Source organism: Streptomyces sp. NPDC079141 (assembly GCF_040686775.1).
In the GTDB taxonomy this organism is placed as follows: Bacteria; Actinomycetota; Actinomycetes; order Streptomycetales; family Streptomycetaceae; genus Streptomyces.
The window spans coordinates 152,764-173,964 of the sequence record NZ_JBFBLP010000012.1 but is presented as its reverse complement, the minus strand read 5'-3'; the positions used below and the strand labels follow the sequence as shown (position 1 = coordinate 173,964).

Here is a 21,201-nt window from a genome sequence, read left to right as displayed (position 1 = left end):
CGGATTACCTGGTCAACCTCCCGTTGATCGTTGTGCGGGTGCCCCCAGCCCGCTCTCAGCCCGCTCTCAGCCCGCTCTCAGCGCCATCGTCATCGCCTCCACCGCGAGCAGCGGCGCCACATTGCGGTCGAGGGCGTCACGGCAGGCCGCGATCGCCTCGATGCGGCGCAGTGTGGACTCCGGGGAGCTGCCCCGGGCCAGGCGCTCCAGGGCGTCCTCGGCGTCGGCGTTGGCGATCGCCACGCGGGAGCCGAGCTGGAGGGCGAGGACGTCGCGGTAGAAGGCCGTGAGGTCGGTCAGGGCAAGGTCGAGGCTGTCGCGCTGGGTACGCGTGCGGCGCCGCTTCTGCTTGTCCTCCAGGTCCTTCATCACGCCCGCCGTGCCCCGCGGCATCCGGCCGCCCTGGGCCGCGCCCAGCGCCGCCTTCAGCTCCTCGGTCTCCTTGCCGTCCATCTCCTCGGCGAGCTGCTTGGCGTCCTCCGCCGCCGCGTCGACGAGCTCCTGGGCAGCCTTGAGGCAGCCGCCGACGTCCTCGACCCGCAGCGGCAGCTTCAGCACGGCGGCGCGGCGCTCCCGGGCCGCCGGGTCCGTGGCCAGGCGACGGGCCCGGTCGACGTGGCCCTGCGTGGCGCGCGCCGCGGCGGCCGCCACGCCGGGCTCGATGCCCTCACGACGTACGAGCATGTCGGCGATGGCGTCGACCGACGGCGTGCGCAGGTTCAGGTGGCGGCAGCGGGAGCGGATCGTGGGCAGGACGTCCTCGATGGAGGGGGCGCACAGCAGCCAGACCGTGCGGGGGGCGGGCTCCTCCACGGCCTTGAGGACGGCGTTGGCCGACTTCTCGTTCAGCCGCTCGGCGTCCTCGACGAGGATGACCTGCCAGCGGCCGTTAGCGGGCGAGGTGAACGACTTGCGGACGGTGTCCCGCATGTCGTCGGCGAGGATCTGAGTGCCGACGGCGGCGACGGTGGTGACATCGGCGTGGGTGCCGATCAGCGCCGTATGACATCCGTCGCAGAAGCCGCAGCCGGGGGATCCGCCGAGCGCGCGGTCGGGGCTGACGCACTGCAGCGCGGCGGCGAACGCCCGCGCCGCCTGGGTGTGCCCCGCACCGGGCGGTCCCGTGAACAGCCAGGCGTGCGTCATCTTCGACGCCTCCGGCGGCGGCGCGTCCGTGGCGGCCGCGGTGACCAGGGCATCGGCGTCCCGGGCAGCGGCGGCGAGCTGCTCGCTCACCTTCTCCTGCCCCACCAGGTCATCCCACACGGTCATGGCTCACGCCGCCCTTTCCGTCCACATCTCGCGGTGCGCCATCCATTGTGGGGGGCGGGACTGACAATCGGTTCCGGGCAGCGGGGGCCGGGGCATCAACGGCATGACTGCGCCGCCGCCGACCCCAGCACCGGCACCTCAGCGCCGCCGCCGACCCCGACTCCGGGACCGGCAGCTCAGCGCCGGCCCCGGCCCCGCCCTCGCTCGTCGCCGTACTCGTCCTCGTGCGGCCCGAGCAGTTCGTCCGCCAGCGTCGGCAGATCGTCCAGCGGGGTCTCCTCGGCCCAGTCGGACCGCGGTCGCCGCCGCGGCGGCTCCTGCTCACCGGCCTGCGGATCGACCTGCGGCAGTTCGCGCGTGCGGTCATCGGTCCCGTCCGGTCGCGCGGCCGGCTCCGGGTGCTCGTCCCGGAAGAACCCCGGCGGCACCCGGTCCGTAGGACGCTCCTCCCGCACCGGCGGCAGCACCGCGGTCTCGTCCGCGGCGCCCGGAGGCACCTGCGGCAGCACGGTCGTCTCGTCCCCCGCGCCCGGCACGGCAGGCAGCAGCGTCGTCTCGTCCGAGGCCCCCGCCGGAGTGGGCGGCTGCGGGAGTTCCGCCGTCACCTCGGAGTCGGAAGCCGCAGCCGGCTCGTCGCCCCCCTTGCCCGAGGCAGCGCGCGGCAGCACCGCCGTCTCCTCGGCCGGCCCGCCGGAAGCGTTCGTCGGTGTCACGACCGGCGTCGGCACGGTCCCGGCGTCCGGTGAGGCGGCCGGAGCCGCGGGAGTCGTCGGCTTGGGGCCGGCCTCCGCCACGGCCGTGGCCTGCTCGGCGAGGCGGCGGGCCTCCTCTGCGCGCAGCAGCGCCTCCTCGGCCTTGCGCTGCTTCTCCAGGCGTCGCGCCTCGGCCTCGGCCCGCAGCCGTGCCTCTTCCTCGGCCTGCTTGCGGCGGCGGTCCTCCTCCGCCCTGCGCCGGGCCTCCTCCTCGGCCCGCGCCTTCTCCTCGGCGAGCAGCCGCTGCCGCTCCTCCTCGGCGCGGCGAGCCGCTTCCTCGGCCCGCAGCCGGGCCTCCTCCGCCTGCCGTTCGGCCTCGCGGCGCTGCGCCTCCTCCAGCTCGCGGCGCTTGCGCTCCTCCTCCTCGGCACGCAGCCGGGCGAGCTGCTCCTGGCGCTCACGCTCCAGGCGCTCCTCCTCGGCCTTGCGGGCGGCCTCTTCCTCGGCCTTCCTGCGGGCCTCCTCCTCGGCCTTGCGCCGCGCCTCCTCCTGCTCCCGAATCTCCTGCTCGGACAGCGGCAGCGTCTGGTCGAGCCGGTGCCGGACGATGGTCGTCACGGCCTCGGGCTCCTGGCCCGCGTCCACCACGAGGTAGCGCCCGGGGTCGGCGGCGGCCAGCGTCAGGAATCCGGACCGCACGCGCGCGTGGAACTCGGCCGGCTCCGACTCCAGCCGGTCCGGCGCCTCGGTGAACCGCTCGCGCGCGGTCTCCGGGTCGACGTCCAGCAGCACGGTGAGATGCGGCACCAGGCCATGGGTGGCCCAGCGGTTGATCCGGGCGATCTCGGTCGGCGACAGGTCGCGGCCCGCGCCCTGGTAGGCCACCGACGAGTCGATGTACCGGTCGGAGATGACCACCGCACCGCGCTCCAGCGCGGGACGGACGACCGTGTCGACGTGCTCCGCGCGGTCCGCCGCGTACAGAAGCGCCTCCGCGCGGTGCGACAGACCGGCGCTGGAGACGTCCAGCAGGATCGACCGCAGCCGCTTGCCCACCGGGGTGGCTCCCGGCTCGCGCGTCACGACGACCTCGTGGCCCTTGCCCCTGATCCACTCGGCGAGCGCCGCGGCCTGGGTGGACTTGCCGGCGCCGTCGCCGCCCTCCAGGGCGATGAAGAAGCCGGTCGCGGCGGGCACCTGCTCGGGGTCGTCGCCGCCGAGCAGGGCGTCGCGCAGGTCGTGCCGCAGCGGTACGCCGGAGCGGTCGTCGACCTTGGCCAGCACCAGCGCCGCCACCGGCAGCAGCAGCGCGCCGACCAGCATCAGCGTGAACGCGGCGCCACCGTGGGCGAACACGAACCGGCCGTTCTCCAGCCGGTGCGGCCCGATCGCCGCGGCCACCACGGGCGCGACGAGCACGCCGAGCGCCACGAAGACGCGGACGACCGCGTGCAGGTGCTCGGTCGTGCGGGGGCGCCGGTAGTCCTCGGTCTCCTGGTCGAGCAGCGCGTGCCCGGTGTTGGCGGCCACGCCCGCGCCGATGCCGGCCAGCGCGACGATCAGCAGGACGGTGGTGACGTCCGGGACGAGACCTGCGGCCAGCAGGGCGATGCCGGTGAAGGCGATGGCCAGCGCCAGCAGGCGCCGCCGCGACAGCGACACCAGCATCCTGGGCGCCGTACGGATGCCGACCACGACTCCGCCGGTCAGCCCGAGCACCAGCAGGCCGTAGAGCACCGGTCCGCCGCCCAGGTCCTTGGCGTGCAGCACGGAGACGGCCACGGCGGCCGAGATCGCGCCCGCGACGGCCGCGCAGGCCGGCACCAGCAGCGGGATCGCGCCGGTGCGTCCCTTGTCGACGCCGGTGCCCGTCCTGGGCCGGCGCAGCCCCTCCAGCGGGGAACGCGCGCGCGGGGTGCGTGTTCCGGGCAGTTCCAGGAAGGTCACCACGGACAGGGACGCGGCGAACAGACCGGCCGCGACGTACGACGCGAGGGCCGCCCGGTGCTGGTCGAACCAGTCGATGCCGGTGCCCAGCAGGTTGTTGCAGAGGGCGGCGGTGACGAGCGTGGCGGCCGCGAGCGGGACGGCCACGAAGCTCGTACGCAGCGACAGGCGCCGCAGCGCGTCCATGTGGTCCGGCAGCGGGCGCACCGTGGCCCCCTCCGGGGGCGGGGCGGGCAGCAGCGCGGGAGCCGCGCTCTCCCGGCACACGGTCCAGAAGCGCTCGGCGACGCCGGTCACGAAGACGGTCACCAGGAGGGCGGCCAGCGCGTTCTCGGGCGTCCAGTCGATCCACAGCGGCGCGACGATCAGCAGGGCGGCCCGCAGACCGTCCGCGCCGACCATCGTCCAGCGGCGGTCGAGCGGTCCCTCCGGGGAGGTCAGCGAGGTGAGCGGGCCCAGCAGGACGGCGCCGAAGAGCAGCGTCGCCAGGATGCGCGCGCCGAAGACGGTCGCCACTGCGAACGCCACACCTCGGTAGTCACCTCCGAACGAACCCTCGGCGATCGCCGCCTGGAGGGCGAGGAGGATCAGCACCAGAAGGGCGAGGACATCGCCGACACCGCCCACGAGCTGTGCGCTCCACAACCGCCTGAGCTGCGGTCGGCGCAGCAGGGCGCGGACGGCGCGCTCGCGGGAGTCCGCGACCAGGGCGTCGTCAGGGGTTGGATGGTGGGCCGTCGGCTGCTCGGCACGCGTCATGCTTTCAGCCTATCGGCAGGCACCGACAGCCCGCGGCAGCCGTCCGAACGTACGCCCGCCCCGACACCAAAGAGTGATGCCGGGGCGTTCGTTTCGCGAAGTGGGCGCCGAGTGGAGAGGCTCGCTCAGTCCTCGGCGGCCGGCTTCGAGGCCGTCGTCTTCTTCGCGGCGGCCTTCTTCGTCGTGGTCGTCTTCTTCGCCGCGGTCTTCTTCGCGGTCGTCGCCTTCTTGGCCGGAGCCTTCTTCGTGGCGGTCTTCTTGGCCGGAGCCTTCTTCGCCGTCTTCTTGGCGGGCGCCTTGGCCCGCTTCTCGGCGAGCAGCTCGAAGCCGCGCTCCGGGGTGATCGTCTCGACGCTGTCGCCGGAGCGCAGGGTCGCGTTGGTCTCCCCGTCGGTGACGTACGGGCCGAAGCGGCCGTCCTTCACCACGACCGGCTTCTCGCTGACCGGGTCGGTGCCCAGCTCCTTCAGCGGCGGCTTGGCGGCGGCGCGGCCACGCTGCTTGGGCTGGGCGTAGATCGCCTCCGCCTCCTCCAGCGTGATCGTGAAGAGCTGCTCCTCGGACTGCAGCGAGCGCGAGTCCGTGCCCTTCTTCAGATACGGCCCGTAGCGGCCGTTCTGCGCGGTGATCTCCACGCCTTCCGCGTCGGCGCCCACGACCCGCGGCAGCGACATCAGCTTCAGCGCGTCGTCGAGCGTCACCGTGTCCAGCGACATCGACTTGAACAGCGAGGCCGTACGCGGCTTGACGGCGTTCTTGCCGGTCTTCGGGGTGCCCTCGGGGAGCACCTCGGTGACGTACGGGCCGTAGCGGCCGTCCTTGGCGACGATCTGGTGGCCGGTCACCGGGTCGGCGCCCAGCTCGAAGTCGCCGCTCGGCTTGGCCAGCAGTTCCTCGGCCAGCTCGACGGAGAGCTCGTCGGGCGCGAGGTCCTCGGGGATGTCCGCGCGCTGGTGGCCCTCGGCGTCCTTCTCGCCGCGCTCGATGTACGGCCCGTAGCGGCCGACCCGCAGCACGATGTCGTTGCCCACGGGGAACGACGACACCTCGCGCGCGTCGATCGCGCCCAGGTCGGTCACCAGCTCCTTGAGGCCGCCGAGGTGGTCCCCGTCGCCGTTGCCGGCGTCCGCCGCGCCGCCCTCTCCGGTGCCTTCGCCGAAGTAGAAGCGCTTGAGCCACGGCACGGACTGCGCCTCGCCGCGCGCGATGCGGTCGAGGTCGTCCTCCATCTTGGCGGTGAAGTCGTAGTCGACGAGCCGCCCGAAGTGCTTCTCCAGGAGGTTGACCACGGCGAAGGACAGGAAGGACGGCACGAGGGCCGTGCCCTTCTTGAAGACGTAGCCGCGGTCGAGGATCGTGCCGATGATCGACGCGTACGTCGACGGGCGGCCGATCTCGCGCTCTTCGAGCTCCTTGACCAGGGAGGCCTCGGTGTAGCGGGCCGGGGGCTTGGTGGCGTGCCCGTCGACCGTGATCTCCTCGGCGCTGAGCGCGTCGCCCTCGCTCACCTGGGGCAGCCGGCGCTCGCGGTCGTCCAGCTCGGCGTTCGGGTCGTCGGCGCCCTCGACGTAGGCCTTCAGGAAGCCGTGGAAGGTGATCGTCTTGCCGGAGGCGCTGAACTCGACGTCCCGGCCGTCGGCGGCGGTGCCACCGATCTTCACGGTGACGGAGTTGCCCGTGGCGTCCTTCATCTGCGAGGCGACGGTCCGCTTCCAGATCAGCTCGTAGAGCTTGAACTGGTCGCCGGTCAGTCCGGTCTCGGCAGGCGTGCGGAAACGATCACCCGACGGGCGGATCGCCTCGTGCGCCTCCTGGGCGTTCTTGACCTTCCCGGCGTACGTCCGCGGGGCGGACGGCAGGTAGTCGGCGCCGTACAGCTGCGTGACCTGGGCGCGGGCGGCGGCGACCGCCGTGTCCGACAGGGTCGTGGAGTCCGTACGCATGTAGGTGATGAAGCCGTTCTCGTACAGCTTCTGAGCCACCTGCATGGTCGCCTTCGCGCCGAAGCCGAGCTTCCTGGACGCCTCCTGCTGGAGCGTCGTCGTGCGGAAGGGGGCGTACGGCGAGCGGCGGTACGGCTTGGACTCGACGGAACGGACGGCGAACCGCGTCTGCTCCAGGGCGGCGGCCAGGGCGCGGGCGTTCGCCTCGTCGAGGTGGAGGGTGTTCGCGCTCTTGAGCTGTCCCAGGGAGTCGAAGTCGCGGCCCTGCGCGACCCGCCTGCCGTCGACGGTCTGGAGGCGGGCGACCAGCGACGACGGGTCCGACGGGTCCCCGGCGCGGCCGGTCGCGAAGGTGCCCGTCAGGTCCCAGTACTCGGCAGAACGAAACGCGATGCGCTCGCGTTCCCGCTCGACGACGAGTCGCGTGGCGACGGACTGGACACGGCCGGCCGACAGGCGCGGCATGACCTTCTTCCACAGGACCGGCGAGACCTCGTAGCCGTAGAGACGGTCGAGGATGCGGCGGGTCTCCTGGGCGTCGACCAGCTTCTGGTTCAGCTCGCGCGGATTGGCGACGGCGGCCTGGATCGCGGCCTTGGTGATCTCGTGGAAGACCATCCGCTTGACCGGGACCTTGGGCTTGAGCACCTCCTGGAGGTGCCAGGCGATCGCCTCGCCCTCGCGGTCCTCATCGGTGGCGAGGAAGAGCTCGTCGGACTCCTTCAGCAGGTCCTTGAGCTTCTTGACCTGGGCGCGCTTGTCGGCGTTGACCACATAGATCGGCTCGAAGTCATGTTCGACGTCCACACCGAGGCGGCGGACCTCACCGGTGTACTTCTCCGGCACCTCCGCGGCACCGTTGGGGAGGTCGCGAATGTGCCCGACGCTCGCCTCGACAACGTATCCGGGGCCGAGATAGCCCTTGATCGTCTTCGCCTTGGCAGGCGACTCGACGATGACGAGTCGGCGGCCGCCCTTCGCGGTCTCGCTGGTCGGGGACAACTTCGCTCTTCTCTCCGGTCGACGCTGGGTGGCCTCCCCAGGCCTTGCTCCCGGGGTCGGGTCATGGTGACGCTGCGGAGTGTGACGGTACATCCCGCCCCCGTGTCAAACGGGAAAAGCCCACAACGGCCACTCGAACGGTAACCCGACTACCGCCATTCCTGCCGCCCGGAGTGCCCACCGGCCATTTCGAGCCTTTCCGGAGGACCGCCTCCCAATTATCGGAGGCGCAGCTCGGACGCGGTTCTCACAGACGGGTGAAGCACCATGCGCCGAGGACGAGCGCGATCACCGAGGCGAGGCTCGCGAGGGTCAGCGATGCGACGGGGTTCACACCGTGGGCGACCGGCTCTCGGTGCCGTACCCGGCTCACCGTCCACGCCAGCAGCCCGGCTCCGAACAGGGCGAACACCAGTCCCGCGAAGATCGCCGGTCCCCTCTCCATGGCGCCCTTGCCCCTTTTCTCCCGTCCGCGCGTGCCCAGCCCCGGGAGACTGACACGCGCGGGCGGCGGACAGGCGAACCTCAGGTGAACGCGGGAGCGACGCGACCGTGGACTGCGCAGGGTCCCGCCGGCCTCCTCGATCCCCTCGGGCCCGCCCCGAGCTCAGACCGAGCCGGGCGCGGGTATCTTTCCGGTCGTCTTCTTGTTGTCGCTCCGGCTGACGGTGCACACGACCTTGGTGAAGCCCTCGTCCCAGTCCTCCGAGTCGGCCACCCAGCCGTACACGGTGCGCTCCTCACCCGGCGCCCAAGTCGACTCGAATTTGTTCCCGCACAGCTTGGTCGCGTTGTCGGAACCCTTCTCGTAGCTCATTTCCGCGGGTGCCTGAACAGTTCCTACGACCTGGTCGGTGTGCGGTTCGGCGCAGTCGGTGAGAGGCGCGTTGTAGCCGTCGTCCTCCTCCTCGTAGACCCAGCAGTCACCCACACTCATCTGACCGACCCACAGATTCACTCCCTCGTCGCGGAAACGGCCCACCTCTCCGCCTATCGCGGCATGGCGGCCCAGTACGAGACATGCCGTACCGCTGTTGGCCGCGGTGAAGCCCTCCTGCGTCGGTACGACGGCGTAGCCGCTCGCGTCCGGCAGGGCGTCGACGACGGACCGGCTCTGGTTCTCGCAGCGCTTCGCGCCCCGGTCGCGGGCGTCGGCGTAGTCGGTGGCCGTGTCGACCGCCACGACCTGGCCATCGGGCCAGTCGTCGGCGCAGTCCACGACGCCCAGGTTCGGCGCGGACTTGAACGGGGTGCCCGACCAGACCGCCTGCACGCAGTCGCCCGCCTCCAGCGGCTCGGTCAGGCCGACCACGTCGCCGTACGGATACACGGGCCCGGTCGGCGACGGCGAGCCCTGCGAGGCGCTCGGCGAGGGCGACCGCTTCGTCGCCGCGTTCTCCTTGGCGTCGTCGTCCCCACCACCGGTCAGCAGCACCGCTCCCCACACACCGCCCGCGACGACGAGAACGGCCGCCACGACGATCGCGACGATCGCGGCGCGGCGCTTGCCGAAGGGGACGCGCGGCGGGGCACCCGGCGGGCCACCGCCGTACGCCGGTTGGGTGACACCCGAGGCATACGGCGAAGGCGCCCCGCTCCCGCCGTACGGCGCCGCACTCCCGCCGCCGTACGGCGCACCCGCGCCGCCCCCGGCGTAGGTGGAGCCGGGCCCTTGCGCGTACGGGTTCCCGGGGTCGACGGGCGACTGCGCGGCGGGCCGGTGCCACATGCCGTACGGGGTCGGGGCGGGCGTGTCCCCAGGGCCGCCGGGCGTGGCCGGACCGCCCGTCGGAGTGTGCGGGGTGTGAGGTGTCTGCGGGGTGTTCGGTGTCGAGGACGCTCCCGGCGTCTGCGGTGTGCCCGACGCGGGCGGTCCGCCCCAGCCGCCCGCCGGGCCGGCCCCGGCGCCGGGCGGCTGACTCGCGTCGTACCCGGGCGGCGCTCCGCCTGGCCACGCCTCTGGCGGCACCCCGGGCCCGGCCGGTGTCGGCCCCGCCTGGGCCGCGCCGTACCCCGCGGGCGGTGGCCCGAAGCCCTCGTGAGGCGGCGCCTGTCCCTGTCCGGCCCCCCACACCGGGGGGACGCCCTGCACCACCCGCTCCAGCCCGCGCGCGACGGTCTCCGGTGCCGACCGGCGGACCGGGTCCTTCACCAGCAACCCCTGGAGGACGGGCCCCAGTTCGCCCGCGCGGACGGGCGGGGTCGGGTCCTCGCCGAGCAGGGCGGTGAGGGTCGCGTAGTCGCCGTGGCGGTCGAAGGGGCCGCGGCCTTCGACGGCGGCGTACAGCGTGGCGCCGAGGGAGAACAGGTCGGCGGCCGGGGTGGGCGGCTCACCGCGGGCCCGTTCGGGGGCGAGGTAGCCGGGCGTGCCGAGGATGCCGGCCGTGGCGGTGAGCCGGGGTTCGCGGGACTCGGGCTGGAGCGCGATGCCGTAGTCGGTGAGCAGCACGCGCGCGTAGGCGTCGCCCGAAGCGTCCGGCGCCAGAAGGATGTTGGCCGGTTTCACGTCCCGGTGCAGGATGCCGATCCGGTGTCCGGCGGTGAGCGCGTCGAGGACGGCCAGCCCGATGCGGGCCACCTGCACGGGCGGCAGCGGCCCCGACCGCCGTACGACCGCCTGGAGATCGACCGCGTCCGGCACGTACTCCATGACGATCCACGGCAGCCCCTCGTGCACCACCACGTCGTGCACAGTCGCCACATGCGGATGTCCGCGCAGCCGGGCCGCGTGCCGGGCCTCGCTGCGGGCCCGCGCGATGCGCTGGGCGGGCTCGCTCGCGTCCATCGGCACATCCGGAAGCGCGATCTCCTTCATCGCGACTTCGCAGGCCAGTTCCTCGTCGTGGGCCAGCCACACCCGGCCCATGCCGCCCGCGCCGAGCGAGCGCAGCAGCCGGTAACGGCCGTTGATGACCCTGCCTTCGCCCTGCTCCGGCGTCTCCCCCACCATCACGCCTCCCCCGAGACCCGAGACGGCGCGCCTCCCCCGAGAACGCGCGAAGTTCGTCCCTAGAAGGTAGCTTCGCACCCGCCACTGACAGGAGCCCTTTTACGGAGCAATCCCATCAGAGCGGACACGCGGGCCTCAGGAGTGCGGGCACGCCTCACCCGTGGCGCACGGCCGGGGTCACGCCGGCTCCAGGAACCCCTGCTCCACCAGCAGCCGGATCTGCGCGGGCGTGCGGTCGCGCAGCAACACGGGGTCCTCGCCCACCAGTTGGGCGATCGCGTCCAGGATGCGGCCCGCGCTCAGCGAGCCGTCGCAGACACCCGCGAAGCCGGCGCCGACCGTGTCCACCTTGGTGGCACGGCGCATTCCGCGGTTCTGGCGCAGCACGACGTGCTCCGGGTCCTCGGCACCGGGCAGCCCGACCTGCTCCTGGACGACCTCAGCGACCAGTTTGAAGTGCCCGGCGAGCAGCGCCGCGTCGTCGTGCGCGCGCAGGTAGTCGAGGCGGTCGAAGTGCGCCCGGACCGTGTCGCCGAGGGGCTGCTCGACCGGATGCGGCCACTCCTCCACGGTGACGGACGGCACAGCGGAGCCCGTCCTGCGCAGGGTGATCCACCCGAACCCCACGGCCTTCACCTTGCGCGCCTCGAACTCGTCCAGCCATGCGTCGTAGCGCGCCTGGTACTCGGCCGGGTCGCCGCGGTGGTCACCGGCGTCCCGCAGCCACAGCTCGGCGTACTGCGTGATGTCCTGCACCTCACGCTGCACGATCCAGGCGTCGCAGCCGCGCGGCACCCACGACCGAAGCCGGTCCTGCCAATCCTCCCCTTCCACGTGCTGCCAGTTGGCGAGGAACTGCGCGAACCCGCCCTCGTTGAGCCGTTCCCCCGCTCCCTGAACGAGCGAGCGGCACAGATCGTCCCCGCTCATCCCGCCGTCGCGGTACGTCAGCCGCGCACCGGGCGAGATCACGAACGGCGGGTTCGACACGATCAGGTCGTACGTCTCATCGCTCCGGAGCGGCTCGAACAGCGATCCCTCGCGCAGATCGGCCGCCGGGGCGCCGGACAGCGCCAGCGTCAGCGCGGTGATGTGCAACGCGCGCGGGTTGAGATCGGTCGCCGTCACGCGCGTGGCGTGCTGTGCGGCGTGCAGCGCCTGGATCCCCGAGCCGGTGCCGAGGTCGAGGGCCGAGGAGACCGGCGTACGGACGGTGATGCCGGCGAGGGTCGTGGAGGCACCGCCGACGCCGAGGACGACCCCCTCGTCCTTGCTGCCGATGCCTCCGGCGCCGCCCACCGCGCACCCGAGGTCCGACACGATGAACCAGTCCTCGCCGCCGGGCCCGCCGTACGGCCGTACGTCCACGGTCGCGGCCACCTCGTCGGCGCCCGCGCGGACCAGCCAGCCGCTCTCCAGACACTCCTCCGCGGGCAGAACGTCCGCCACGCGCGCGTGCGGCACGGGCTGCTGCAACAGGAACAGCCGTACGAGGATTTCCAGCGGCGCGTCCCCGCGCGTCGCCCGCAGCGCGGGGACGGTCTCGCTGCGCGCGAGTGCCGCGTACGCGGGGGCGCCGAGCAGTTCGAGCAGCCCGTCGGCGGTGAAGGAGGCCCCGAGCAGGGCGTCCCGCAGCCGTGCGGTGACGTCGAGGCGGTCGGAAGCGGGCAGGGCGGGCAGGCTGGAGGTACTCACGCCCCCATTGTGACCCGCGCTACCGGCTCACCGCGGCACAACAGGGGCCTCCCGGAGTTCCGGCTCAGCTGGCGGCCGCCGACTCCGACGCCGACTGGCAGCTGGGCTGCTTGGCCATCGCCTCGCCGACCTCGCCCTCCTCCAGCTCCTTGAGGGCGTCGTTGCCGCTCTGGCTGAGCTTGTCCAGCTCGGTGGCGATGTCCTTCAGGCCGTCGGCGAACTCGGCCTGGTCCTTCGTGTCGAGCTCGTCGACCTGCTTCTTCAGGGAGGCGTACGACGCGGAGATGCTGTTGAGCTCCTTGACGGCGTTCTGCTGCTTCGTCTCGCCGTTCTCCACGTCGGGCGCCCCGGCCTTGTCCACGGCGGTCCCGATGGCCTTGTAGGCGTCCGACATGTCCTGGAAGGCCTTGGCGTCGGTCTTCTGCACGTCCTCCGGCGTGCTGTTGTCCGACGTCTCCTTCTGGATCGCGGCGTTGGCGGCCTCGATCTTCTTGGCCTGCGGCTGCACCGCGTCGCAGACCTGCTTGGCCCACGCGTCCAGCTTGTCGTTGTCGTCGCTGCCGCCGCATCCCGACAGCGCCAGTACCAGTACCGCACCGCCGGACAGTGCGGCCGCGAGCTTCTTGTTCACCGGATTGGTCCCTTCCATGGCTCTCGGCCCCGGAACATACACGCCGGATGGCCTACAACCGCATGTCGGGGGTCCGGTAAGAAGCCTTTTGTAACCATTTGCACCAAGCGAGAGAAGGCTCACGATGAGGGCGTGAACACACAAGGGCGGGCGGACGGCACGTCAATGCGCGCCGTCCGCCCGCCCCTTGAGCCGGGACTCGTGCCGGACCCTACGAAACCACCGCCGGATCCGCCGACTTGGCGGTCCGCTCGGCGTTGTCCTCGTCACCCATGGCGATCCCGCGCCGCTTGGAGACGTAGACCGCACCGGCGATCACCACGAAAGCGAGCACCGCGATCAGGACCCGTGCGCCGACGTTCTTGTCGTCGCCGTACGAGAAATCGATCACGGCGGGCGCGATCAGCAGCGCCACCAGGTTCATCACCTTCAGCAGCGGGTTGATCGCGGGACCCGCGGTGTCCTTGAACGGGTCACCGACCGTGTCGCCGATCACCGTGGCGGCGTGGGCCTCGCTGCCCTTGCCGCCGTGATGGCCGTCCTCCACGAGCTTCTTGGCGTTGTCCCAGGAACCACCGGAGTTGGCGAGGAACACCGCCATCAGCGTGCCCGCACCGATCGCGCCCGCCAGGAAGGCGCCGAGCGCGCCGACCCCGAGCGTGAACCCGATGAAGATCGGCGCCAGCACGGCGAGCAACCCGGGCGTGGCGAGTTCGCGCAGGGCGTCGCGGGTACAGATGTCGACGACCTTTCCGTACTCCGGCTTCTCGGTGTAGTCCATGATCCCGGGCCGCTCGCGGAACTGCCGCCGCACCTCGTAGACCACCGAACCCGCCGAACGCGACACGGCGTTGATGGCGAGTCCGGAGAAGAGGAAGACGACCGCCGCGCCCGCGATGAGACCGACGAGGTTGTTGGGCTGCGAGATGTCCATGACCAGGTTCATCGGCGCGTCCTCACCCGTGAACTGCTCACCCACGTCCCGCGCACCCGTCTCGATCGCATCCCGGTACGACCCGAAGAGCGCCGACGCCGCCAGTACGGCCGTGGCGATGGCGATGCCCTTCGTGATGGCCTTGGTGGTGTTGCCGACCGCGTCCAGGTTGGTGAGCACCTGCGCGCCCGCCCCCTCGACGTCGCCGGACATCTCGGCGATGCCCTGCGCGTTGTCGGAGACAGGTCCGAAGGTGTCCATCGCGACGATCACACCGACCGTGGTGAGCAGGCCGGTGCCGGCCAGCGCCACCGCGAACAGCGCCAGCATGATCGACGTACCGCCGAGCAGGAACGCCCCGTACACGCCGAGGCCGATCAACAGGGCGGTGTAGACGGCCGATTCGAGACCGACGGAGATACCGGCGAGGACGACGGTGGCCGGGCCGGTCAGCGAGCTCTTGCCGATGTCCTTGACCGGCCGACGGTTGGTCTCGGTGAAGTAGCCGGTCAGCTGCTGGATCACGGCGGCGAGCAGGATGCCGATCGCCACGGCGACGAGCGCGAGGATCCGCGGGTCGCCGTCGTGCCCGATGATCTCCTTGTCCGTGACGCCGTCCAGGTCGGCGTACGACGACGGCAGATACGCGAAGACCGCGATCGCCACCAGCGCGAGCGAGATCACCGCGGAGATGAAGAAGCCGCGGTTGATCGCCGACATCCCGCTGCGGTCGCTGCGGCGCGGGGCCACGGCGAAGATGCCGATCATGGCCGTGAGCACGCCGATGGCGGGCACCAGCAGCGGGAAGGCGAGGCCCGCGTCACCGAAGGCCGCCTTGCCGAGGATCAGCGCGGCGACCAGGGTCACGGCGTAGGACTCGAAGAGGTCGGCCGCCATGCCCGCGCAGTCGCCGACGTTGTCGCCCACGTTGTCGGCGATGGTCGCGGCATTGCGCGGGTCGTCCTCCGGAATGCCCTGCTCGACCTTGCCGACCAGGTCGGCGCCGACGTCGGCGGCCTTGGTGAAGATGCCGCCGCCGACACGCATGAACATGGCGATGAGGGCGGCCCCGAGGCCGAATCCCTCCAGCACCTTCGGCGCGTCGGCCGCGTACACCAGCACCACACAGGAGGCGCCCAGCAGACCGAGCCCCACCGTGAACATGCCGACGACGCCGCCCGTGCGGAAAGCGATCTTCATGGCTTTGTGCGAGACGGCGGTGAGATCCTTTTCCGGCTCACCCTCCGCCGGGGTCGCTTCCCTGGCCGCGGCGGCAACGCGCACATTGCTGCGTACGGCGAGCCACATGCCGATATAGCCGGTGGCCGCCGAGAACGCGGCGCCGATCAAGAAGAACACCGATCGGCCGGCGCGCTGATTCCAGTCGTCCGCGGGCAGCAGCATGAGCAGGAAGAACACGACGACGGCGAAAACGCCGAGCGTGCGCAACTGCCGGGCCAGATAGGCGTTCGCACCTTCCTGGACCGCTGCCGCGATCTTCTTCATGCTGTCGGTGCCCTCGCCCGCCGCGAGCACCTGGCGCACCAGGACGCCGGCGACCACGAGTGCGGCCAGGGCCACGGCCCCGATGACCATCACCATGGCGCGGTTGCCGTCGGTCAACACTGCGGCTGCGAGGGTTGTGGGGTGGTCCAACTGATGAGGGGTAGAAAGCCCCGCCATTCGTCCTCCTTGACGCTTGGGCTGAGCTCAAGATGTGGACGGATTGTAGGTACCGGAACCTGATCAAAACAGTGCGCGGTTAACGGAATTGGTCTTCACATGCTCTTCAGCAAATGATCGACCTCCGACCACGGAACCCGAAAGTGGTAATGCCTCAAAAGCATTGACGCGAGACGGGCGCCCACCAGGAACTTGATCGAATTATCGCGTGATTGATCGTGAAGGAATTCACGAATAGCATCGGACGAGTCCACTGTAGACACGGATCCCGCGCGCCGACATGCCGAAGGGCCCTACCTGGGTAGGGCCCTTCGGGTACGGATACGCAGTGACGCGGGGGTCAGGGAAGCTCGGCCACCGAGGGCGTCGTGGGCCACGTCATGCGGATCAGTCCGCCGTGTTCCCCGGCGGTGACCTCGACGTCGTCGACGAGCCCGCTGATGACCGCGAGGCCCATCTCGTCCTCCTCGGACTCCGCGTCCTCGCCCGCGGCGCCCGGTGCCCGGTCGCCCGGGGCGGAGCGCGGCGCCTCGTCGCCGACCTCGATGGAGAACTGCTTCTCCTCCTCGATCAGCACCACCTTCACCGGTGCCGTGACGCCGCCGAGCTGATGCAGTCCCACGGCACGGGTGCAGGCCTCACCGACGGCGAGGCGCACCTCGTCGAGTACGGCCTCGTCCACTCCGGCCCTGCGCGCCACCGCTGCCGCCACCAACCGGGCGGTCCTGACGTGCTCGGGCAGCGCGCTGAAGCGGAGTTCAACGGTGGCCATGCATCCCCCTCGGAACTACGGGCGTGCTGTCCGGAGGGCCGGGCCGCCGAAAGCCCGGTCCCCCTTCTTGAACTTCTTCCGCCCCGGGCGCGGGCTCCCACCGGGCCCGGAGCCGGTGGTCAGTCGGTGGCCGCCACCGCTTCCTCGACCGAGGTGTGGATCGGGAACACCTTGGTGAGACCGGTGATGCGGAAGATCTTGAGAATGCGCTCCTGGTTGCAGACCAGGCGCAGCGAGCCCTCATGGGCACGCACCCGCTTCAGGCCGCCGACCAGTACGCCGAGCCCGGTGGAGTCGAGGAAGTCCACGCCCTCCATGTCGACGACGAGGTGGAAACTCCCGTCGTTCACCAGCTCGACCAGCTGCTCGCGCAGCTTGGGCGCGGTATATACGTCGATTTCGCCACCGACCTCGACGACCGTACGATCGCCGACGGTACGGGTCGACAGGGACAGGTCCACGGATCCTCCAGCACCTTGCTATCGAGCGGTCGTCCCTCGGGACACCTCGGCTTGCAGTCCCAGGACGGTTCGCCAGCCGCGATGGCATTCAATCACTTACCGGCAGGCGTGCACGACGCCTTGGTCCCATTGTCCGTCACGCCAGTGACACACTCGGTGCCGATGGCCAAGAATCACCGATCCGATCGATCCTCGACGGACCCCGTCTCCCGGGCGGACCCGGGCACGGTCCTGGGCCGGCTGGCCGCGGGGCCGAGCCGAGCTTCGCGCATCACTCATACGGAGCATGTGCCCCCGCGCGAGGGCCGCCATGCCGTCTGGCCTGACCGGATCCGAACGGAGGTCATCGCCGCCGTACAGGCCGCGGGGATCGAACACCCCTGGGCCCACCAGGCACGCGCCGCCGAGCACGCCCTGGACGGCGACTCCGTGGTCGTCGCCACCGGCACCGCGTCCGGCAAGTCGCTGGCCTATCTCGCACCCGTGCTCTCGACGCTCCTGGACGGCTCCGAGGCCCCGAACGGCCGGGGCGCCACCGCCCTGTACCTGGCACCCACGAAGGCTCTCGCGGCGGATCAGTGCCGTTCGGTGAAGGAACTTTCACAACCGCTGGGCAATTCTGTTCGACCAGCCGTGTACGACGGGGACACGCCGTTCGAGGAACGCGAGTGGATCCGCCAGTACGCCAACTACGTCCTGACCAACCCGGACATGCTGCACCGCGGGATCCTGCCCTCCCACCCCCGCTGGTCCTCCTTCCTGAAGGCGCTGAAGTACGTCGTCATCGACGAGTGCCACACCTATCGCGGGGTCTTCGGCTCCCATGTCGCCCAGGTGCTGCGCCGCCTGCGCCGCCTGTGCGCCCGCTACGGCGCCTCCCCCGTCTTCCTGCTGGCCTCCGCGACCGCCGCCGAGCCCTCGGTGGCCGCGCGGCGCCTGACCGGCCTGCCGGTGGTGGAGGTGGCCGACGACGCCTCACCGCGCGGTGAACTGGTGTTCGCCCTCTGGGAGCCTCCGCTCACCGAGATGCAGGGCGAGAAGGGCGCCCCGGTCCGCCGCACCGCCACCGCCGAGACGGCCGACCTGCTGACCGACCTCGCCGTGCAGGGCATCCGAACGGTCGCCTTCGTCCGCTCCCGGCGCGGTGCCGAGCTGATCTCGGTGATCGCCCAGGAGCGCCTCGCCGAGGTCGACCGCTCCCTCGCCCGGCGTGTCGCGGCCTACCGCGGCGGCTATCTCCCCGAGGAGCGCCGCGCCCTGGAACAGGCCCTCCACTCCGGAGAGTTGCTGGGCCTCGCCGCGACGACCGCCCTGGAGCTCGGCATCGATGTCTCCGGCCTGGACGCGGTGGTGATCGCCGGGTATCCGGGCACCCGCGCGTCCCTGTGGCAGCAGGCGGGCCGGGCCGGCCGCTCCGGCCAGGGCGCGCTGGCGGTCCTGGTCGCCCGGGACGACCCGCTGGACACCTTCCTGGTCCACCACCCCGAGGCCCTGTTCGACCGGCCGGTCGAGTCGACGGTCCTCGACCCCGACAACCCGTATGTCCTGGCTCCGCACTTGTGCGCGGCGGCCGCCGAACTCCCGTTGACCGACGACGATCTGGAACTGTTCGGCCCCGAAACCGAGAGCCTCCTGCCCCAGTTGGAGGCCGCGAAGCTGCTGCGCCGCCGGACGAAGGCCTGGCACTGGACCCGCCGGGAACGGGCCGCCGACCTCACCGACATCCGCGGCGAGGGCGGACGGCCGGTCCAGGTCGTCGAGTCCGGCACCGGCCGGCTGCTCGGCACGGTCGACGCGGGCGCCGCGCACACGACGGTGCACGAGGGCGCGGTCCATCTGCACCAGGGCCGTACGTATCTGGTGCGCAGCCTGGACCTGGAGGACTCCGTCGCCCTGGTCGAGGAGGCGAGCCCCTCGTACGCGACGGTCGCCCGCGACACGACGTCGATCTCCGTCCTGGAGACGGACACCGAGATCCCGTGGGGCGACGGACGCCTCTGCTACGGCTCCGTCGAGGTCACCAACCAAGTGGTCTCCTTCCTCCGCCGGCGCCTGATCACCGGCGAGGTCCTGGGCGAGACGAAACTCGACCTCCCTCCTCGTACGCTGCGCACGCGCGCGGTGTGGTGGACGGTCACCGAGGACCAGCTCGACGAGGCCCGGATCAACCCGGAGATCCTCGGCGGCGCCCTGCACGCCGCCGAGCACGCCTCGATCGGCCTGCTGCCCCTCTTCGCCACCTGCGACCGCTGGGACATCGGCGGCGTCTCGATCCCCCTCCACCCCGACACCCTCCTCCCCACGGTCTTCGTCTACGACGGCCATCCCGGCGGCGCGGGCTTCGCGGAGCGCGCCTTCCACACGGCCCGCGCCTGGCTCACCGCCACCCGTCAGGCCATCGCCTCCTGCGAGTGCGAGGCCGGCTGCCCGTCCTGCATCCAGTCCCCCAAGTGCGGCAACGGCAACGATCCGCTCCACAAGAGGGGTGCCGTACGGCTGCTCACGGTGCTGTTGCGGGGGGCGCCGACGGAAGAGACCCAGGCCCAGGCCCCGGAGTCGGCCCAGTCCCCATCCCCGTCCCAGTCCCCGGAGCCGGCCCCGCAGGCCCCGCCCGTGCCCTGACCTCCGCCGCGAACGGTCCCCTGCCGGACGCCGCCGTCACGTCCGAGACGTCGCCCACGAGCGCGCACCGCACGAGCCGGGTGCCCTGGGCCCGGGCCACGCGGTCCGCCCGGGCGCAGGCCGCCGCGGCGCCCTCGGCCCAGTGGTCCGCCGCGGCGAGCGCCGCGAGGTCCGCACCGCCGGCCGCACGGTGCCGGGTCACCACGGCCTGGCCCAGGGCGAGCACGGCACCGAAGACCACGCACAGGACAGCGAGCGCGGCGACACTCCAGACAGTGGCGGAACCCCGGTCCGAGTACCGGCGTTCGACAATGGGCCCGATGCGGCCGATGCGCCGCGGGCGGCGGCCCGACTGCGCTCTCATCTCTCCGCTCCCGTCATCTCCTCAGCCGCCGCCACGGCCTCCTCCCGTACCTCGAAGGGCAGTCCCCGCAGCACCGCCGGCTTCGCCACGACGACCACCCGGACGCGGCCCCCGTTGCGGCTCACCGTGACCTTCGCGCCCGCCGGTGCGGCCTCGCGCGTCACCTCGACGACGGCGTCGGCCGGGTCCTGGCGGGCCGCCGCGCGGGCGCCCGTCCGTGCCGCGTCCACGCACTGGATCTGCGCGGCGACCACGAGCAGGCCCCACACCAGTGCCATCGCGAACATGATCAGGACGGGCATCACCACGGCCGACTCCGCCGTCACGAACCCTCGGTCGCGCCGGCGCCGCTCACATCCGCGCATCGAGCGCCCGTTTCACGATGGCCTGGAGTTCCGCACTGACCTGCCCGCTGGTCACCACCTTGTAGAGGACCACCGCGAACGCGACCGCCGCGACGATTCCCATCGCGTACTCGGAGGTGACCATCCCCCCGTCCCGCCGTGCCGCCCGTGCCCTGCACACCACGGCACGCATCCGTGCCCGTACTGCCTTGTACATCTCAACCCCCGTAAGGATTCGTTCCGTTGTCCGTCGAACCGTTCAGTTCCTGCGTCCTGTCGCCTCGGTCAGTGGCCACCCCCTCCCAGCACGCCGCCTGCCAGCCCGATCACCACGGGCAGGACTCCGACCGCGATGAACGCGGGCAGGAAGCACAGCCCCACCGGCGCGGTGACCATGACCGCCGCCCGTCGTGCCCGGGCGGTCGCCGCGCGGGCCCAGTCGGCGCGGGCGTCCGCGGCGAGCCGCGCGACAGGCGCGGCCGCCGGCAGCCCGGACACATCGGCCCGCTCCAGCAACCTGGCCAGCGCCTCGGCCCCGGGCAGTGCGGCCAACGTCCGCCAAGCGGCGCCCGGTTCGCCGCCGAGCCGTACCTCCGCCGACCCGCGCGCCAGCGCCTCCCCCACCGGTCCGCCCAGTGCCTCACCCACGGCCTGGGCTGCAACCACCGGTCCGGCGCCGGCCGCGATACAGGCCGCCAACAGATCGGCGGCGAGCGGTAGTTGCCGTGCCACCTCCGCGGGGTCGTAAGCCGCCCCGGCTCCGGCAGCGGCCCGCCGGCCGAGCCATCGCTCCATCACGGCCGCCGCCGTCACCCCGACCACGGCCCCGACGACTCCGCCGACCAGCACCCACCCGGCACCCACCACCGCCACCGCGGGCAGCCATCGCCGCAGCACGCCCCGCGCCTCGAACCGCGCACGGACCGGTGCCGCCTCCGCGACGGCCAGCAACTCCGCCACCCGGCGCCGAACTCTCCGCTCGCGCCGCACCGACGCCACCCATCGCGCCAACCACCCGACTGCCAGCACGACCCCCACAACTACCCCCAGCCTGTGGACAACCTCCGCACTCACCACGCCTCCCGCCATGCCTGCCTCCGCACGTCACGCCTCCGCATCTCCACTCGGGC

14 protein-coding genes and 1 pseudogene are annotated in these 21,201 nt (G+C 72.0%); 1 reads left to right on the top strand and 14 read right to left on the bottom strand.

Translation table 11 applies throughout. The features are described from left to right. Positions 1-66: 66 nt before the first annotated feature. From AB0Q90_RS28795 to bldG, 10 genes are all read right to left on the bottom strand, one after another. Positions 67-1,272 (bottom strand): DNA polymerase III subunit delta', encoded by a 1,206-nt coding sequence (locus tag AB0Q90_RS28795; RefSeq protein WP_363161008.1) that lies wholly within the window; start codon positions 1,270-1,272, stop codon positions 67-69. Between the two features lie 176 nt (positions 1,273-1,448). Beyond that, positions 1,449-4,670, bottom strand: a complete 3,222-nt coding sequence (gene tmk, locus AB0Q90_RS28790) for a dTMP kinase (RefSeq protein ID WP_363161009.1) — start codon at positions 4,668-4,670, stop codon at positions 1,449-1,451. Positions 4,671-4,795: 125 nt separating this feature from the next. Then, the gene (gene topA / locus AB0Q90_RS28785) at positions 4,796-7,615 is read right to left on the bottom strand and encodes a type I DNA topoisomerase (RefSeq protein WP_363161010.1); all 2,820 of its coding nucleotides are present in this window, start codon (positions 7,613-7,615) and stop codon (positions 4,796-4,798) included. Positions 7,616-7,862: 247 nt separating this feature from the next. Next, positions 7,863-8,060 carry a hypothetical protein gene (locus AB0Q90_RS28780; RefSeq protein WP_363161011.1) on the bottom strand — a complete coding sequence of 66 codons (198 nt, stop codon included), beginning with the start codon at positions 8,058-8,060 and terminating at the stop codon, positions 7,863-7,865. A 162-nt stretch (positions 8,061-8,222) separates the two neighbouring features. Then, on the bottom strand, positions 8,223-10,565 hold the full coding sequence (locus tag AB0Q90_RS28775; protein ID WP_363161012.1) for a protein kinase: 2,343 nt from the start codon (positions 10,563-10,565) through the stop codon (positions 8,223-8,225). A 177-nt stretch (positions 10,566-10,742) separates the two neighbouring features. Beyond that, positions 10,743-12,260: a class I SAM-dependent methyltransferase gene (locus tag AB0Q90_RS28770; RefSeq protein WP_363161013.1), complete on the bottom strand. Its 1,518-nt coding sequence runs from the start codon at positions 12,258-12,260 to the stop codon at positions 10,743-10,745. Positions 12,261-12,324: 64 nt separating this feature from the next. Then, complete coding sequence (locus AB0Q90_RS28765) at positions 12,325-12,909, bottom strand: small secreted protein (protein ID WP_363161014.1); 585 nt, start codon at positions 12,907-12,909, stop codon at positions 12,325-12,327. 193 nt (positions 12,910-13,102) lie between these two features. Further along, positions 13,103-15,508, bottom strand: a complete 2,406-nt coding sequence (locus AB0Q90_RS28760; protein ID WP_363161015.1) for a sodium-translocating pyrophosphatase — start codon at positions 15,506-15,508, stop codon at positions 13,103-13,105. A 340-nt stretch (positions 15,509-15,848) separates the two neighbouring features. Then, entirely contained in the window at positions 15,849-16,280 is a 432-nt protein-coding gene (locus tag AB0Q90_RS28755) for an ATP-binding protein (RefSeq protein ID WP_363161016.1), read from the bottom strand. Between the two features lie 119 nt (positions 16,281-16,399). Then, a complete protein-coding gene (gene bldG / locus AB0Q90_RS28750; RefSeq protein WP_003975386.1) occupies positions 16,400-16,741 on the bottom strand; it encodes an anti-sigma factor antagonist BldG in 342 nt (113 codons plus the stop codon). Between the two features lie 81 nt (positions 16,742-16,822). Here bldG and AB0Q90_RS28745 point away from each other — a divergent pair, with 81 nt between their 5' ends. Further along, complete coding sequence (locus tag AB0Q90_RS28745; protein WP_363161017.1) at positions 16,823-19,363, top strand: DEAD/DEAH box helicase; 2,541 nt, start codon at positions 16,823-16,825, stop codon at positions 19,361-19,363. Here the strand turns inward: AB0Q90_RS28745 and AB0Q90_RS28740 are convergent. From AB0Q90_RS28740 to AB0Q90_RS28725, 4 genes and pseudogenes are all read right to left on the bottom strand, one after another. Then, positions 19,314-19,727: pseudogene (locus AB0Q90_RS28740) on the bottom strand (Rv3654c family TadE-like protein); the annotation flags it as partial. The gene AB0Q90_RS28745 and the pseudogene AB0Q90_RS28740 sit on opposite strands and share 50 nt — an antisense overlap. After that, positions 19,724-20,092 carry a TadE family type IV pilus minor pilin gene (locus AB0Q90_RS28735; RefSeq protein ID WP_363161018.1) on the bottom strand — a complete coding sequence of 123 codons (369 nt, stop codon included), beginning with the start codon at positions 20,090-20,092 and terminating at the stop codon, positions 19,724-19,726. The pseudogene AB0Q90_RS28740 and the gene AB0Q90_RS28735, both read right to left, overlap by 4 nt. Then, the gene (locus tag AB0Q90_RS28730) at positions 20,079-20,288 is read right to left on the bottom strand and encodes a DUF4244 domain-containing protein (RefSeq protein ID WP_363161019.1); all 210 of its coding nucleotides are present in this window, start codon (positions 20,286-20,288) and stop codon (positions 20,079-20,081) included. Before AB0Q90_RS28730 ends, AB0Q90_RS28735 begins: the two co-directional genes overlap by 14 nt. A gap of 68 nt (positions 20,289-20,356) precedes the next feature. Further along, positions 20,357-21,145, bottom strand: a complete 789-nt coding sequence (locus AB0Q90_RS28725) for a type II secretion system F family protein (protein WP_363161020.1) — start codon at positions 21,143-21,145, stop codon at positions 20,357-20,359. Between the last annotated feature and the right edge of the window lie 56 nt (positions 21,146-21,201).